Below are 15,516 nucleotides of genomic sequence, written 5' to 3'. Positions count from 1 at the left end.
AATGTCGAAACATGTCTGGGGAGAGCGGGCGACGGAAGCCTTCTTCGGCCGCCGGCACGGCAAGACGATGAGCCCGAAGCAGGTGGGGCAGATGGCGACCCACCTGCCGAGGCTCAAGCTGGACCTAAAGACGCCGGCGCCCGGCGATCTGCGCACGCTCTTCTCAGGGACGGTCGAGGAGGTGCGGCTGGAAATCGGCTTCGGCGGCGGCGAACACTTCCATCACGAGGCATCGCGCTTTCCCCGTACAGGCTTCATCGGCGTGGAGCCCTTCGTCAACGGCATGGCCAAGTTCGTCTCGCAGTTCGACGCGGGGCCGCTTGCCAACGTGCGGGTGCATGACGACGACGCCGCCGAACTCCTCGACTGGCTGCCGTCCGCGTCTCTGGCAGGGATCGATCTTCTCTATCCCGATCCCTGGACGAAGAAGCGGCACTGGAAGCGGCGCTTCGTCAGCCCGGTCAATCTCGACCGCTTCGCGCGTGTCCTGCAGCCGGGCGGGCGGTTCCGGTTTGCCTCGGACATTCCGCACTATGTCAACTGGACGCTCGCGCACTGCCGCGCACATGGTGATTTCGAATGGCAGGCCGCGGGACCGGACGACTGGCGCATGCCCTATGATGGTTGGCCTGGAACGCGTTATGAGGCGAAGGCGATCCGTGAGGGGCGCACGCCCTGCTACCTGACGTTCAGGCGGCTCTGATCAGCGGCGCTCGATGGCGCGGAACTGCTCCGGGTCGATGCCAAGACGGGCAAGGTCGCCGGATTTCGCTGGACGACCGGCCTCGGCGGCGGCGGACACGGCGATCGCGCTGCGCAAGATGCCGAAAATGCTGGAAGCGCTGCGCTTGAACGAACGGGACATGGCTGCAATCCTCTGCGGAATTGTGCGATGCAGCAAAGATAGGTGCGCCGCAGCGATCTCGCCAATGTCGCTTCGACAGGGTAGCCATGCAGGAATGGAGGGACATTCGCACTCTTGATCGGGCGGGCCGGTTGGCGTATAGGAACGTCAAATTCTTGGTCGGTATGGCAAAGAGTGGGTCCACCCGGTCCCGCTCTTTTTTGTTACCGGCCGCGCGATCAGGGTCACTTACTTGAGCGAAATCGGCACTTCCAAACCTTCGGGCGACGACCGCATCATCCGCGAGACGGGTATCGACGCGCGCATCGCACAGATCATCGAGCCCGTGATGCGCTCCATGGGCTACCAACTCGTGCGCGTGCGCCTGTCGGGCCAGAACGGGCTGACGCTGCAGATCATGGCCGAGCGCTTCGACGGCACGATGACGGTCGAGGACTGCGAGGAGGTCAGCCGCGCGGTCTCGCCGGTTCTCGATGTGGAGGATCCGATCGAAAAGGCCTATCATCTGGAAGTGTCGTCGCCGGGCATCGACCGGCCGATGGTGCGCAAGTCCGACTTCGTCCATGCCAAGGGGCATCTGGCGAAGGTCGAGACCAGCCTGATGGTCGCCGGGCGCAAGCGCTTCAAGGGCAAGATCATCGAGGCGGGCGAGGACGGCATCACGATCGAGAGCGATCAACTCAGCTATGGCGAGGAACCGGTCGCGCGCATTCCCTACGACGCGCTCGCCGACGCCAAGCTGATCCTGACGGACGATCTGATCCGCGAGACGCTGAAGCGGGACAAGGCCGCCAAGAAGGCCCGCAAGCTCGATGACGACGTGGAATTCGAAGGCGACGGACCCGACGCCGACAACGACAACTGATTGAGACGGATGCCTGGCGCGCTGCGCAGGCAAAGTGCCCAAGGAGACTTACCATGGCAGTGAGTGCAAACAGGCTCGAGCTTCTGCAGATCGCCGACGCCGTCGCCCGCGAAAAGTCGATCGACAAGCAGATCGTCATCGCCGCAATGGCCGATGCCATCCAGAAGGCCGCGCGTTCGCGCTACGGCCAGGAGACCAACATCCGCGCCGACATCAACCCGACGACCGGCGAGATGAAGCTGCAGCGCCTGCTCGAAGTGGTCGACACGGTCGAGGAATATGCCCGCGAGATTTCGATCGAGGACGCACGCCACCGCAATCCGGACGCGCAGGTCGGCGACTTCATCGCCGAGCAGCTCCCGCCGATGGATTTCGGCCGCATCGCCGCCCAGTCGGCCAAGCAGGTCATCGTCCAGAAGGTCCGCGAAGCCGAGCGCGACCGCCAGTATGACGAATACAAGGACCGTGTCGGCGAAATCGTCAATGGCTCGGTCAAGCGCGTCGAATACGGAAATGTCATCGTCGATCTGGGGCGCGGCGAGGCCATCATCCGCCGCGACGAACTGATCCCGCGCGAGAACTACAAATATGGCGACCGTGTACGCGCCTATGTCTACGACGTGCGCCGCGAGCAGCGTGGTCCGCAGATCTTCCTGTCGCGCACCCATCCGCAGTTCATGGCCAAGCTCTTCACCATGGAAGTGCCGGAAATCTACGACGGCATCATCGAGATCAAGTCGGTCGCCCGTGACCCGGGCTCGCGCGCCAAGATCGCGGTCATCTCGCGGGATTCGTCGATCGATCCGGTCGGCGCCTGCGTCGGTATGCGCGGTTCGCGCGTGCAGGCCGTCGTCGGCGAGCTTCAGGGCGAGAAGATCGACATCATTCCGTGGAGCCAAGACGCGGCCGCGTTCATCGTCAACGCGCTGCAGCCGGCCGAAGTCGCCAAGGTGGTTCTGGACGAAGATGCCGAGCGCATCGAGGTCGTGGTGCCGGACGACCAGCTTTCGCTGGCCATCGGCCGCCGCGGCCAGAACGTGCGTCTTGCCTCGCAACTTACCGGCTGGGACATCGATATCCTGACCGAGGAAGAGGAATCGCAGCGCCGTCAGAAGGAATTCGTCGAGCGTTCGAACCTGTTCATGGACGCCCTCAACGTCGACGAGATGGTCGGCCAGGTGCTGGCCTCGGAAGGCTTCAGCTCGGTCGAGGAGGTCGCCTATGTCGACAGCGACGAAATCGCGTCGATCGATGGCTTCGACGAGGACACCGCTTCCGAAATCCAGGAGCGTGCGCGCGAGCATCTCGATCGGATCGAGAGCGAGCATGACGAGAAGCGCCGCGCACTCGGCGTGGGCGACGAGCTGCGCGAAATCCCCGGAATGACGACTGCGATGCTGGTCGCCGTCGGCGAAGACGACGTCAAGTCGATCGAGGACTTCGCCGGCTACGCCGTCGACGATCTCGTCGGCTGGAAGGAGCGCAAGGACGGCGAGACGAAGATGTTCGAGGGCGTGCTGTCGCCCTTCGGCGTCACCCGCGCCGATGCCGAGCAGATGGTCGTTGCCGCCCGCCTCAAGGCTGGCTGGATCACCGAGGACGATCTTGCGGCCGAGACTGAAGCCGAAGACGAGACCGAGGGCGCCTGATCGGGCGCCAAGGAGCTGATACGCACTTGAACGCTGCGAGCGAACGCACATGTATAGTGACGAGGCAGGGTGGGTCGCCGGACGGCTTGATCCGCTTCGTGGCCGGTCCCGACATGGGCGTCGTTCCCGATCTCAAGCGCAATCTGCCTGGACGCGGCTGCTGGGTGACCGGTGAGCGATCCGTTGTCGACAAGGCGGTGGCGAAGAACCTCTTCGCCCGCGCCCTGAAGGAGAAGGTCACGGTTTCGCCGGACCTCGGTGACCTTGTCGACCGGCTGCTCGCGCAGCAGGCCCTTGGCGCGATCGGGCTGGCGCGCAAGGCCGGGCAACTGGTGCTCGGCGCCGCGAAGGTTGAGGCCGCAGTGCGCAGCGGCAAGGCAAAGCTCGTCCTTCACGCCCGCGAAGGGTCGGAGGACGGCGTGCGCAAGATTACCCAGGCGCGGCGCTCAGTAGTGCATCTGGGAGGGCCGGACATCCCCGCCTACAAACTCTTTTCGCAGGCCGAATTGGGTTTGGCATTGGGGGGGGCAAATGTGATACATGCTGCCGTGCTCGGCTTGGATGCCGGCAAGGCGGCGGCAAAGCGCGTGGGTGCGCTTGACCGATATCGGGGCGGAACCCCGGACGAGCGGAATGCGAATGCGGCGGTCGTGGACCACAGTGAGGCCGCAGAGGATACGGAATGAGTGATACGAAATCGGGTGACGACAAGACGTTGAGCGTCAACACCAAGAAGACCTTGACGCTGAAGCGCCCCGGCGTGGAGCAGGGAACCGTGCGCCAGAATTTCTCGCACGGCCGCACCAAGTCCGTCGTTGTCGAGACCAAGAAGCGTAAGTTCTCCATGCCAGGAGACAAGCCGGAGGCGCCTGCCGCTGCCGCCGCTGCGCCTGCTGCCGCGCCCAATCCCAATCCGACTCCCGCACCGAAGCCGGCAGCGCCCGTCCAGGCTGCGCCCGATCCGGTGATCGAGCCGGTCGTACGCGCGCCGCAGCCGCAGGCCCAGCGTTCGGCGCCAGCGCAGCAGCCCCAGCGTTCCGCGCCATCGCAGCAGGCCCCGCGCCCCGCGCCATCGCAGCAGGCCCAGCGCCCCGCGCCACGTCCCGTTGGCAATCGCGGTTCGGGCATGGTCCTAAACTCGCTGTCCAGCGGTGAGATGGATGCCCGCCGCCGCGCGCTGGAAGGCGCCCGTGTTCGCGAGCAGGAAGAGCGTCTGCGCGCGGTCGAGGACGCCAAGCGCCGAGCCGAGGAAGATGCGCGCCGCGCCAAGGAGCGTGAAGAATCCGCGCGCCGTCAGGCCGAAGAGGAAGCCCGGCTCCAGTCCGAGGCGGAATCGCGCCGCCGCGCCGAAGAGGAAGCCCGTCGCCGCGCCCCGGCCGCTCCGGCCGTTGCCGAAGAGGAGGAGGCGGCTTCGCGTGCCAAGGCCCGTCCGGCTACGGCTGTCAAGCGCGGCCCGGTCAAGGCTGCCGTCGAGGCGCCGCGTCCCGCCAAGCCGCGCACCGACGACGACCGCCGCCGCGGCAAGCTGACGCTTTCCGCTGCGACCTCGGGTGAAAGCGATGCGCGTGGCCGATCGCTGTCCTCGATGCGTCGTCGCCAGGAGAAGTTCAAGCGCGCCCAGATGCAGGAGCCGCGCGAAAAGATTGCCCGTGAGGTCATCCTTCCCGAAACGATCACCATCCAGGAACTCGCCCAGCGTATGGCCGAGCGTGCCGTGGATGTGGTCAAGTATTTCATGAAGCAGGGCCAGATCATGAAGCCCGGCGACATCATCGATGCCGACACGGCGGAGCTCGTCGCGTCAGAATTCGGTCACACGGTTCGCCGCGTGTCCGAGTCAGACGTCGAGACCGGCATGTTCGACATTGCCGACAATGCCGAGGACCTGAAGTCGCGTCCGCCGGTCGTCACGATCATGGGTCACGTCGATCACGGCAAGACCTCGCTTCTGGATGCGATCCGCAAGGCAAACGTGGTTTCTGGCGAAGCCGGCGGTATCACCCAGCACATCGGCGCCTATCAGGTCGAGCAGGACGGTCAGAAGATCACCTTCATCGATACGCCGGGCCACGCCGCCTTCACGGCAATGCGTGCCCGCGGCGCCCAGGCGACCGACATCGCGATCCTCGTGGTGGCGGCCGACGACAGCGTCATGCCGCAGACGATCGAGTCCATCAGCCACGCCAAGGCCGCTGGTGTTCCGATCATCGTGGCGATCAACAAGATCGACAAGCCGCAGGCCGATGCACAAAAGGTGCGGACCCAGCTTCTGCAGCACGAAGTCTTCGTGGAATCGCTCGGCGGTGAAGTGCTCGACGTCGAAGTGTCGGCCAAGTCGGGCGCCAATCTCGACAAGCTGCTCGATGCGATCCTGCTCCAGGCCGAAATTCTCGACCTCAAAGCCAATCCGGACCGCACGGCCGAGGGCGTCGTCATCGAGGCGAAGCTCGACAAGGGCCGCGGCTCGGTTGCGACCGTGCTCGTCCAGGCCGGAACGCTCAAGATCGGCGACATCATCGTCACCGGCAACGAGTGGGGCCGCGTGCGCGCCCTGGTCAATGACAAGGGCGACCAGATCAAGGAAGCCGGGCCGGCGTTGCCGGTCGAGGTGCTGGGTCTGCAGGGTACGCCGCAGGCCGGTGACCGCTTCGCCGTGGTCGAAAACGAAGGCAAGGCGCGCGAGATCGCCGAGTATCGCCAGCGGCTTGCGCGCGAAAAGGCAGTGGCACGCCAGGCTGGCCAGCGCGGCTCGCTGGAACAGATGATGTCGCAGCTCCAGACCTCCGGGCTCAAGGAATTCCCGCTGGTCATCAAAGGCGACGTCCAAGGCTCGATCGAAGCGATCGTTTCCGCGCTCGACAAGCTGGGCACGGACGAAGTGCGTGCGCGCATCGTCCATTCGGGCGCCGGCGCGATCACCGAGAGCGACGTATCGCTGGCCGAGACCTCGGGCGCCGTCATCATCGGCTTCGACGTGCGCGCCAACAAGCAGGCGCGTGAAGCAGCTGCCCAGGCCGGCATCGAGATCCGTTACTACAACATCATCTACGACCTTGTGGACGACATCAAAGCCGCCATGTCCGGCCTCCTGTCGCCCGAACGCCGCGAGACCTTCCTCGGCAATGCCGAGATCCTCGAAGTGTTCAACATCACCAAGGTCGGCAAGGTGGCGGGCTGCCGTGTCACGGAAGGCAAGATGGAGCGCGGCGCGGGCGTTCGCCTGGTGCGCGACAATGTCGTCATCCACGAAGGCAAGCTGAAGACGCTGAAGCGCTTCAAGGACGAAGTGTCCGAAGTGCCGGTCGGCCAGGAATGCGGCATGGCCTTCGAGAACTACGAGGACATTCGTGCCGGCGACGTCATCGAGTGCTTCCGCGTCGAGATGATCACGCGCACCCTTTAAAGGGGGCGTTTACCGGAAACGGAAGCGGCGGCAGATCCCTGCCGTCGTCTTCGTTTGAGTGAAGTCGCGGCGGTTTGACCCCGTGCGCGCGAGATTGAGGTATTCCCATGTCCCGCTTCGCTTCGGACGGACCGTCCCAGCGCCAGCTTCGCATTGGCGAACAGGTTCGCCATGCGCTCGCCGATGTCATCCAGCGCGGCGAGGTGCGCGACGACGTGATCGAAGGCACAGTGATCTCGATCTCGGAAGTGCGCATGTCGCCCGACCTGAAGATCGCGACGGCGTTCGTATCGCCGCTTGGCGCCAAGGACTCTCAGGCCGTCATCAAGGCGCTGGCAAGGCACGCGAAATTCATTCGCGGACGCGTTTCCGGCGCGCTGAGACAGATGAAGTACATGCCCGAATTCCGGTTCCGGCTCGACACCAGTTACGACAATTTCGCCAAGATCGACGCGCTGCTCCGTTCGCCGGAAGTCGTGCGCGATCTGGACGACGAAGACGAGGACAGGACCTGAAAATGGCGCGGCGCGGCAAGAAGAAGGGACGTCCGGTTTCCGGCTGGCTGATCCTCGACAAGCCGGTGGGCATGGGCTCCACCGATGCGGTTTCGAAAGTCAAGTGGCTGTTCAACGCCGAAAAGGCCGGCCATGCCGGCACGCTCGACCCGCTGGCTTCCGGCATGCTGCCGATCGCACTTGGAGAGGCGACCAAGACCGTGCCGTACGTGCAGGACGGCGCGAAGGTGTATCGCTTTACCGTGGCTTGGGGAGAGGAGCGCGCAACCGACGACCTCGAAGGCGAGGTCACCAAGCGCTCCGACACGCGGCCGACCGAGGCCGACATCCGCGCGATCATGCCGAACTATACCGGCGTCATCATGCAGACGCCGCCGCAGTTCTCCGCCATCAAGATCGCCGGCGAGCGCGCCTATGACCTTGCCCGCGACGGAGAGACCGTCGACATTCCCGCCCGCGAGGTGGAGATCGGCCGCTTCGACCTGATCGAGCATGGCGACGACAGCGCGGTGTTCGAAATCGAATGCGGCAAGGGCACCTATGTCCGTTCGCTGGCGCGCGACATGGGCCGCGATCTCGGCTGCTACGGCCACATCTCGACGCTGCGGCGCACGGAAGTCGACCCCTTCACCGCCGAGGATCTGGTCACGCTCGCCCAACTTGAAGAGGCGGTCGCCTCCAACGCGCCGGAACTGGCCGAGGGCGAGGCGCCTGGCCGGCCTGAAGGTGCGCAATTAAAGGCGCTCGACGCTCTGCTCGTCGACACCGGTGCCGCACTCGACTGCCTTCCGCAAGTGGCGCTGACCGACGATGCAGCCGCGCGCATCCGGCTCGGCAATCCGGTGATCATCCGTGGCCGCGACGCACCGCTCGAGGCTGACGAAGCCTGCGCGACCTCGCGTGGCAAGCTTGTCGCGATCGGCATGATCGAGGCGGGAATGTTCAAGCCGAAGCGTGTATTCGTCGGCTAAGCTCCGCGCCGTCCGGTTTTCTGCCCCAATTGAACTTTAGCGATTGATGAATGATTCCGCAGCGCGGACATCATATATCAAATGTTGGGGCGCGTTCCGTGACATGCGCTAACCTAGAGAATTGACGAGCTCGAATCGCTCGCGGGCCCGGGGGAAGAATTGAGCGACGGTGCATCCGACCAGCTTGCCGAGACGCCGCGCAGCCGCATTTTCTCCTGGCCCCTGCCGATCGGAGCCTATCTTGGCGCGCTCGTCGCGGTAGCGCTCGTGCCGACGCTGCTGTTCACTGCCGTTCTTCTCGAACGCAACAACCGCGCCCAGCAGGACGTCCTGACGACACTCGCCGAAGCGACGGCGGGCTCGATCGTCGAAACGATCGACCGCGAACTTGCCGGCATGACGACGACGCTGCGCGTCCTGTCTGGCTCGCGCTCCCTTGACGCGAACGATCTGAGTGACTTCTACGACCGTGCCAGGAAAGCCCTGGACGACACACACTCCTACTTCATTCTGCTCGATGAAAATCTGCAGCAGCTCATCAACACACGCGTGGACTACGGCACGGCGCTCGGCGCAACCTCCGATCCCCAGCCTGCGCAGCTCGCCCTTTCCACGGGCAACACCGTCATCTCGAACGCCTTTTACGGTGAAGTTGCTGAAAAATGGGTCTTCAATGTCCTGGTGCCCTGGCAGCAGCGCGACGCCCGACGCGTTCTCATCCTGACGCAGAACGCCGAGGACCTCACCAATCTGATCGCGGGGCAGAACCTGCGCGGGGGATGGAATGCGTCCGTCGTCGATGGGAATGGCATAGTCGTCGCGACGACCTTCATGTCCGCCGAAATCGGCAAGCCCTTCTTCCTTTGGCCAACCGGAAGGCTGCCCGACGCCCCCTCGCGGCAGGCGCTGACCGTCGACGGCGCGGACTACGAAACCTTTACCGTCAACTCGCGGCTGAGCGGATGGCAGGTCGTCGTCTGGTCGCCAACCGAGGTCGTCGCCGCGCCGTTGGTGCGGGCGCTCCAGATTTTTGCCTTTGGCGGGATATTGCTTGCTGCCCTCAGTGCGCTGTGCGCCTGGCTCCTGGCCCGGCAGGTAACGCGCCCGGTGCGCGAGCTGGCCGCCGACGCGCGTCGGCTCGGTGCCGGTGAAGCCGTTTCTGCCAAGCCCTACAAGATCGCCGAGATCGCGACCGTCTCCGCCGCGCTCGCCGAAGCCTCGCACGACCGGCAGGAGGCAGAAGGCGAAATCCGCTTCCTGATGCGCGAGGTCGCGCACCGCTCGAAGAACCAGCTGACCGTGGTCTCCTCCATCGCCAAGCAGACGGCGCGCCACGCGCCCGATTTCGACGCTTTCCAGGATTCGTTCCAGAAACGCGTGCAGGGGCTGGCGCGCTCGACGGACCTGCTGATCGCCGGCGGCGTCGCGGGCGTGGAATTGCGCGAACTGCTCGAAGCGCAGATCGAGCCGTTCAGACCGGGCGACACGGCGCGGCTGCAGATGAACGGGCCGCGCTTTCGCCTTTCCAACCAGGCCGCGCAGACGATCGGCCTCGCGGTTCACGAACTGGCGACGAACGCATCGAAATACGGCGCGTTCTCGACGACCAGCGGCCAGCTCTCCGTCGACTGGAGCATCGCCGAAGGCGTGCTGGTGATCGACTGGCGCGAGACCGTCTCGAAACTGGAAAAGACCGAGGAGGGCAGGGGCTTCGGCACCGAAGTGATCGAGCGCATGCTCGGCGGCACGCTCGATGCGGTCATCGAGCGCGAGATCGCCCCTGACGGCTTGCACTGCCGCTTCACCATGCCGGTTGAGAAGCTTCTGCCCGATCCGGACGCGATGAAGGCCGAGCGCCGCTTCGGCGGCTGATGCGGGCTTTGCTGAATTAGCTGGCAATGTCGGCGCATATGGACTATATGCGCGCCATCGCCGCAGCCCCGCTGCCGCGACCATCGGCCCCCGCTGGACGACATCCCGGCCGTGGGCGACCCCGTTCCTCCCAATCGAAAGGAAGCATGCGATGTCGATCACCGCTGAACGCAAGCAGGAACTGCTCACCGAATTCGCGACCAAGAAGGGCGATACCGGTTCCCCGGAAGTCCAGGTCGCGCTCCTCTCCGAGCGGATCAAGAACCTGACCGAACACTTCAAGGACCACAAGAAGGACAACCATTCCCGCCGTGGTCTGCTGGCCTTGGTTTCGCAGCGCCGTCACCTCCTTGACTACCTCAAGGGCAAGGACGAAAGCCGCTACCAGACGCTTATCGAAAAGATCGGCCTGCGCCGCTAACAGTTTTCGGCGGGATCGCTTGCGCTCCCGCCGATTTTCGCATTCGGGCACGGTGCCCGACACGTCCAAAAGGCCATGACGGCCGGGACGCTCCATGGGATCGGTCATGGGGCAGGATTGCAGGATGCTCGCGCCGTCAGGCGCAGACGAAGAGCCTCCCGTTGTCTTGCCCGTGGCTCGTCCCGCCAAGAAGAGACCAGGGCGCGGCAGGCACAGGCCGCCGACGCAAGGGTCCAGGAAAGGACAACTAGATGTTCAATCACCACCGTGTGGAAATCGAGTGGGGCGGTCGCCCGCTCGTTCTGGAAACGGGCAAGATCGCCCGCCAGGCAGACGGCGCCGTTCTGGCGACCTATGGCGAGACCGTCGTTCTGGCGACCGTCGTCTCGGCCAAGGAGCCGAAGCCGGGCTTCGACTTCTTTCCGCTGACCGTGAACTACCAGGAAAAGACCTACGCAGCCGGCAAGATTCCCGGCGGCTTCTTCAAGCGCGAAGGCCGGCCGAGCGAAAAGGAAACGCTGGTTTCCCGCCTGATCGACCGCCCGATCCGTCCGCTTTTCGCAGACGGCTACAAGAACGACACGCAGGTCGTCGTCACCGTCATGCAGCATGACCTCGAGAACGATCCGGACATTCTGTCGATCGTGGCGACCTCGGCTGCCCTGACGCTTTCGGGCGTGCCCTTCATGGGTCCGATCGGCGGCGCGCGCGTCGGCTACATCAACGGTGAATACGTTCTCAACCCGCATGTTGACGAGATGCCCGAGTCCAAGCTCGACCTTGTCGTTGCCGGCACGGGCGACGCCGTCCTGATGGTCGAGTCGGAAGCCAAGGAACTCGACGAAGAGACCATGCTCGGCGCCGTCATGTTCGGCCACCGCGGTTTCCAGCCGGTGATCGATGCGATCATCAAGCTGGCCGAGGTTGCCGCCAAGGAGCCGCGCGATTTCGTGCCCGCCGATTATTCGGCGCTTGAAAGCGAGATGCTCGGTCTCGTCGAGGGCGAATTGCGCGAGGCCTACAAGAACACCGACAAGCAGAAGCGCTACGCAGCCGTCGACGCCGTCAAGGCGAAGGTCAAGGCGCACTTCACGCCGGCCGAGGGCGAGGAAGCCAAGTACACGTCCGAGCAGATCGGTACGGTGTTCAAGTCGCTTCAGGCGAAGATCGTTCGCTGGAACATCCTCGACACTAAGAGCCGCATCGACGGCCGCGACCTCTCCACGGTCCGCCCGATCGTCTCCGAAGTCGGTATCCTGCCGCGCACGCACGGCTCGGCACTGTTCACCCGCGGCGAGACGCAGGCGATCGTGGTTGCCACGCTGGGCACCGGCGAAGATGAGCAGTTCGTCGACGCCTTGACCGGCACCTACAAGGAGACCTTCCTCCTCCACTACAATTTCCCGCCCTATTCGGTGGGTGAGACTGGCCGCATGGGCTCGCCCGGCCGTCGCGAGATCGGCCACGGCAAGCTCGCCTGGCGCGCAATCCGCCCGATGCTGCCGGAAAAGGATGCCTTCCCCTATACGCTGCGTGTCGTTTCGGAGATCACCGAGTCGAACGGGTCGTCCTCGATGGCGACCGTGTGCGGCACCTCGCTGGCACTGATGGATGCGGGCGTTCCGCTCGCCAAGCCGGTGGCCGGCATCGCCATGGGCCTGATCAAGGAAGACGAACGCTTCGCGGTTCTCTCCGACATCCTGGGCGACGAGGACCACCTCGGCGACATGGACTTCAAGGTGGCCGGCACCGAAGGCGGCATCACCTCGCTGCAGATGGACATCAAGATCGAGGGCATCACCGAGGAGATCATGAAGATCGCGCTCGGCCAGGCCAAGGACGGTCGCATCCACATTCTCGGCGAGATGGCGAACGCGATCTCCGAGGGCCGTTCGGAACTCGGTGAGTTCGCACCGCGCATCGAAGTGATGAACATCCCGACCGACAAGATCCGCGACGTGATCGGCTCGGGCGGCAAGGTCATCCGCGAGATCGTCGAAAAGACCGGCGCCAAGATCAACATCGAGGACGACGGCACGGTGAAGATCGCTTCGTCGAACGCGAAGGAGATCGAGGCCGCCCGCAAGTGGATCCACACCATCGTGGCCGAGCCGGAAGTCGGCGAGATCTATGAGGGCACGGTCGTCAAGGTTGCCGATTTCGGTGCCTTCGTGAACTTCTTCGGCCCGAAAGACGGCCTGGTTCACATCAGCCAGCTCGCCGCCGATCGCGTTGCCAAGACGGGCGATGTCGTCAAGGAGGGCCAGAAGGTCTGGGTCAAGCTTCTCGGCTTCGACGAGCGCGGCAAGGTCCGCCTGTCGATGAAGGTCGTCGACCAGGAAACCGGCAAGGAAATCGTCCGCGAGAAGAAGTCGGCGGACGCCGAAGAGGCTGACGCCTGATCCTCGTCGACAACTGATATGGAACGGGCGCGATCTTCGCGCCCGTTTTTTTGTGGGACTTGCCATGAGCGACGCGACCAAGACGCTGCTGCATCCATTCGAGACGGGAATGCTCGACCTGCCTGAAACCGGAAGCGTTCTCGCGCTGAACGGAACGGAGGGTCTCGTGCACGCCCTCAAGGCCGTCAACGTCGACGCGGTGCAGGATTTCAGGCCCGAATTCCTCAAGCTGGAGCGTGGAGGCTGCCGCGTGACGCCAGAAATCGAGGGCAAGGACTACGCAATGGCGCTGGTTCTTTGCGGGCGGCATCGGCAGATGAACGAGCAGCACGTCCTGGAGGCCAATGCGCGCGTGGCGCAAGGCGGTCTCGTGGTCGTTGCAGGCTTCAAGACTGACGGCGCCGACAGCTTGCGCAAGCGACTGAAGGACCGCTTCGAGATCGAGGGACAGGCCGCCAAGCACCACGGCAACGTCTTCTGGCTTCGTGCCGACGGTGCGCCGGCCGAGGAACTGGACACGATGCTCGTCGACGGGCGTTTCGAGACCAGACCCGGCATGTTCTCTGCCGATCGGGTCGACCCCGGCTCGGCGCTTCTCGCACACCATCTGCCGATGGACCTTCATGGAGCGGTCGCCGATCTGGGGGCGGGGTGGGGGTATCTCTCGGTCGAGACCGCCGCGCGCTGTGCGAAGGTGAAGCGGATCGATCTCTACGAGGCGAGCCATGCGGCAGCAAAGGCGGCGCAGGCGAACATGAAGCGTCTCGCCAGCGCGATGCTCAGCACCACACGCTGGCTGGACGCAGCCGCGGAAGACCCGCGCGAGCGCTACGACGCAGTGGTCATGAACCCGCCATTCCACACGGGGCGAAGTGGCGATCCAGATGTCGGCCGGGCGATGATCGCGGGCGCGTGGCGGCTCCTGAAGCCCGGCGGCCGGCTTCTTCTCGTCGCCAATGTCCACCTGCCTTACGAGGCGACGCTGGCGCAAACCTTCGGGGCAAGCGGCCTCGTTGCGCGTGAGAGCGGCTTCAAGGTGCTCTGGGCACGGAAGTGATCAGCCAACGGCGCGCAGCCGCGGTTTGTCCTCGACGGGCAACGGTGCGGGATGGCCGTAATAATAGCCCTGCACGATGTGGCATCCTGCCGCGCGCAGCAGCGTCGCCTGATGTTCCGTCTCAACGCCTTCGGCAATCGTGTTGACGCCGAGCGCGCGCGACAGGCCGACGATGGTCGAGACCACCGCGCCGGTGCTCGCGTCGGTTTCGAGCCGCTGGATGAAGGACTGGTCGATCTTGAGCTTGTGGAACGAGAAGTCGATCAGGTAGCTGAGATTCGAATAGCCGGTACCGAAATCGTCGACCGCGACGGTCAGGCCCATCGCGGTCAGGTCCTTCAGGATCGCCGCCGCGCGTTCCCGGTCCTGCATCATGGCGGTTTCGGTGATCTCCAGCTCGAGCCGGGACGGGTCGATGCCGGTCTCCTCGACCGTCGCCGCCACTTCGGCGATGAAATCGCGCGTCATGAACTGGACGGCGGAGATGTTGACCGCGACGAAGCACTCCTGCGGCAGGCGGCGCGCGTCGAGGCAGGCCTGCCTGAGCGCCCAGGCGCCGATCGGCGCGATCATGCCCGTCTCCTCGGCGATGGGGATGAATTCGGCCGGCGGGATCATGCCGCGTGCCGGGTGGTTCCAGCGCATCAGCGCCTCGTAACCGACGATCCGGCCGGTTGAAAGATCGTGCTGCGGCTGGTAGTGCAGCGAGAACTCGCCGCGCTCGAAGGCGCCGTTGAGCTCGGACTCGATCCACTGGCGGTAGTCGGCGACCTCGCCCATCTCGGGATGAAACACCGCCCACCCGCCGACGCCGGACGTGCGGGCGTGCTGCAGCGCGAGATTCGAGAGCCGCAGCAGCCGGACTGGCTCGTATCCGTCCTTCGGCAGCGAGACGATACCGATCGACAGGCTGATCGACTGCAGGTGCGTCGCCAGCTGGTAGGGCCTGGTCATCTGTTCGAGCAGGCGCTCGACGAACAGGTCGACGCGTTCCGCCCCGGTTTCATCGCGATAGATGAGCGCGAACTCGCCCGCGCCGATACGGCCGGTCTCCGTGCCGGCCGGCACGACCTCGGCCAGGCGCTCGGCGAAGACGCGGATCAGTTCGTCGCCGTTGGAATAGCCGATCGCATCGTTGATGGTCTTGAAGCGGTTGATGTCGATGTCGATCAAAAACACCGGTGCGCCGGTTGAGCGCGTTCTGTGCGCAGCCTCGCGGATGCGCGCCATCATCGCCTGGCGGCCGGGCAGGCCGGTCAGCTTGTCGTGCTGGGTCTCGTGATAGACATACTGGACGGATTCATCGACGCCGGCGAAGAAGGAGGCTGCCGAACTTGCGGCCGCGAAGGCGCAAAGTGCGGCCATGCTGATGATCAGCCCCCACTGACGGGTCCGGCTGGAATGTTAGTGCATTGACGGTCTTGTTGCCAGCGCGGGCGGCATCGCTGGTTGGGTTTGCAGGGCCGTCCGCGCGGCGAAGGCTGGGATGAAGACCT

12 protein-coding genes and 2 pseudogenes are annotated in these 15,516 nt (G+C 64.7%); 12 read left to right on the top strand and 2 right to left on the bottom strand.

The window, feature by feature from the left end; all coding sequences use genetic code 11:
- Nucleotide 1 precedes the first annotated feature (1 nt).
- On the top strand, nucleotides 2-703 hold the full coding sequence (locus GTK01_RS19320; protein WP_252929215.1) for a tRNA (guanosine(46)-N(7))-methyltransferase TrmB: 702 nt from the start codon (nucleotides 2-4) through the stop codon (nucleotides 701-703).
- On the opposite strand, the gene GTK01_RS19315 is transcribed toward GTK01_RS19320, so the two are convergent.
- Complete coding sequence (locus GTK01_RS19315; RefSeq protein ID WP_252929213.1) at nucleotides 704-865, bottom strand: hypothetical protein; 162 nt, start codon at nucleotides 863-865, stop codon at nucleotides 704-706.
- Between the two features lie 241 nt (nucleotides 866-1,106).
- Between GTK01_RS19315 and rimP the strand changes: the two genes are divergently transcribed.
- From rimP to GTK01_RS19265, 11 genes and pseudogenes are all read left to right on the top strand, one after another.
- Nucleotides 1,107-1,730 carry a ribosome maturation factor RimP gene (gene rimP, locus GTK01_RS19310; protein WP_371924413.1) on the top strand — a complete coding sequence of 208 codons (624 nt, stop codon included), beginning with the start codon at nucleotides 1,107-1,109 and terminating at the stop codon, nucleotides 1,728-1,730.
- Between the two features lie 53 nt (nucleotides 1,731-1,783).
- A complete protein-coding gene (gene nusA, locus GTK01_RS19305; RefSeq protein ID WP_252929209.1) occupies nucleotides 1,784-3,379 on the top strand; it encodes a transcription termination factor NusA in 1,596 nt (531 codons plus the stop codon).
- A gap of 26 nt (nucleotides 3,380-3,405) precedes the next feature.
- Nucleotides 3,406-4,065 (top strand): RNA-binding protein, encoded by a 660-nt coding sequence (locus tag GTK01_RS19300; protein WP_252929207.1) that lies wholly within the window; start codon nucleotides 3,406-3,408, stop codon nucleotides 4,063-4,065.
- Nucleotides 4,062-6,782: a translation initiation factor IF-2 gene (infB, locus tag GTK01_RS19295; protein ID WP_252929206.1), complete on the top strand. Its 2,721-nt coding sequence runs from the start codon at nucleotides 4,062-4,064 to the stop codon at nucleotides 6,780-6,782. Before GTK01_RS19300 ends, infB begins: the two co-directional genes overlap by 4 nt.
- A 107-nt stretch (nucleotides 6,783-6,889) precedes the next feature.
- A complete protein-coding gene (gene rbfA / locus GTK01_RS19290; RefSeq protein WP_252929204.1) occupies nucleotides 6,890-7,297 on the top strand; it encodes a 30S ribosome-binding factor RbfA in 408 nt (135 codons plus the stop codon).
- Between the two features lie 2 nt (nucleotides 7,298-7,299).
- Nucleotides 7,300-7,995: pseudogene (gene truB / locus GTK01_RS19285) on the top strand (tRNA pseudouridine(55) synthase TruB); the annotation flags it as partial.
- 42 nt (nucleotides 7,996-8,037) lie between these two features.
- Nucleotides 8,038-8,268: pseudogene (locus GTK01_RS21140) on the top strand (tRNA pseudouridine(55) synthase TruB); the annotation flags it as partial.
- Between the two features lie 159 nt (nucleotides 8,269-8,427).
- On the top strand, nucleotides 8,428-10,140 hold the full coding sequence (locus tag GTK01_RS19280; protein ID WP_252929200.1) for a sensor histidine kinase: 1,713 nt from the start codon (nucleotides 8,428-8,430) through the stop codon (nucleotides 10,138-10,140).
- Nucleotides 10,141-10,222: 82 nt separating this feature from the next.
- Entirely contained in the window at nucleotides 10,223-10,561 is a 339-nt protein-coding gene (gene rpsO / locus GTK01_RS19275) for a 30S ribosomal protein S15 (RefSeq protein ID WP_371924411.1), read from the top strand.
- A 251-nt stretch (nucleotides 10,562-10,812) separates the two neighbouring features.
- Nucleotides 10,813-12,963: a polyribonucleotide nucleotidyltransferase gene (pnp, locus tag GTK01_RS19270; RefSeq protein ID WP_252929195.1), complete on the top strand. Its 2,151-nt coding sequence runs from the start codon at nucleotides 10,813-10,815 to the stop codon at nucleotides 12,961-12,963.
- A 64-nt stretch (nucleotides 12,964-13,027) separates the two neighbouring features.
- Nucleotides 13,028-14,020 carry a class I SAM-dependent methyltransferase gene (locus tag GTK01_RS19265; protein ID WP_252929193.1) on the top strand — a complete coding sequence of 331 codons (993 nt, stop codon included), beginning with the start codon at nucleotides 13,028-13,030 and terminating at the stop codon, nucleotides 14,018-14,020.
- Here the strand turns inward: GTK01_RS19265 and GTK01_RS19260 are convergent, their stop codons facing one another.
- Nucleotides 14,021-15,385 carry a bifunctional diguanylate cyclase/phosphodiesterase gene (locus GTK01_RS19260; protein ID WP_252929191.1) on the bottom strand — a complete coding sequence of 455 codons (1,365 nt, stop codon included), beginning with the start codon at nucleotides 15,383-15,385 and terminating at the stop codon, nucleotides 14,021-14,023.
- Nucleotides 15,386-15,516: the final 131 nt, after the last annotated feature.

It is taken from the genome of Aliihoeflea sp. 40Bstr573 (genome assembly GCF_024105655.1).
Taxonomy (GTDB): domain Bacteria; phylum Pseudomonadota; class Alphaproteobacteria; order Rhizobiales; family Rhizobiaceae; genus Aliihoeflea.
Note: the sequence above shows the minus strand (reverse complement) of the source record. Positions and strands in the feature narration are given on the sequence as shown.

Excerpts from the sequence above, each read along its gene's own strand:
- GTK01_RS19320 (WP_252929215.1), top strand. The coding sequence starts at position 2 with ATGTCGAAACATGTCTGGGGAGAGCGGGCGACGGAAGCCTTCTTCGGC.
- GTK01_RS19315 (WP_252929213.1), bottom strand. The coding sequence starts at position 865 with ATGTCCCGTTCGTTCAAGCGCAGCGCTTCCAGCATTTTCGGCATCTTG.
- rbfA (WP_252929204.1), top strand. The coding sequence starts at position 6,890 with ATGTCCCGCTTCGCTTCGGACGGACCGTCCCAGCGCCAGCTTCGCATT.
- infB (WP_252929206.1), top strand. The coding sequence starts at position 4,062 with ATGAGTGATACGAAATCGGGTGACGACAAGACGTTGAGCGTCAACACC.
- nusA (WP_252929209.1), top strand. The coding sequence starts at position 1,784 with ATGGCAGTGAGTGCAAACAGGCTCGAGCTTCTGCAGATCGCCGACGCC.
- GTK01_RS19265 (WP_252929193.1), top strand. The coding sequence starts at position 13,028 with ATGAGCGACGCGACCAAGACGCTGCTGCATCCATTCGAGACGGGAATG.
- GTK01_RS19260 (WP_252929191.1), bottom strand. The coding sequence starts at position 15,385 with ATGGCCGCACTTTGCGCCTTCGCGGCCGCAAGTTCGGCAGCCTCCTTC.
- pnp (WP_252929195.1), top strand. The coding sequence starts at position 10,813 with ATGTTCAATCACCACCGTGTGGAAATCGAGTGGGGCGGTCGCCCGCTC.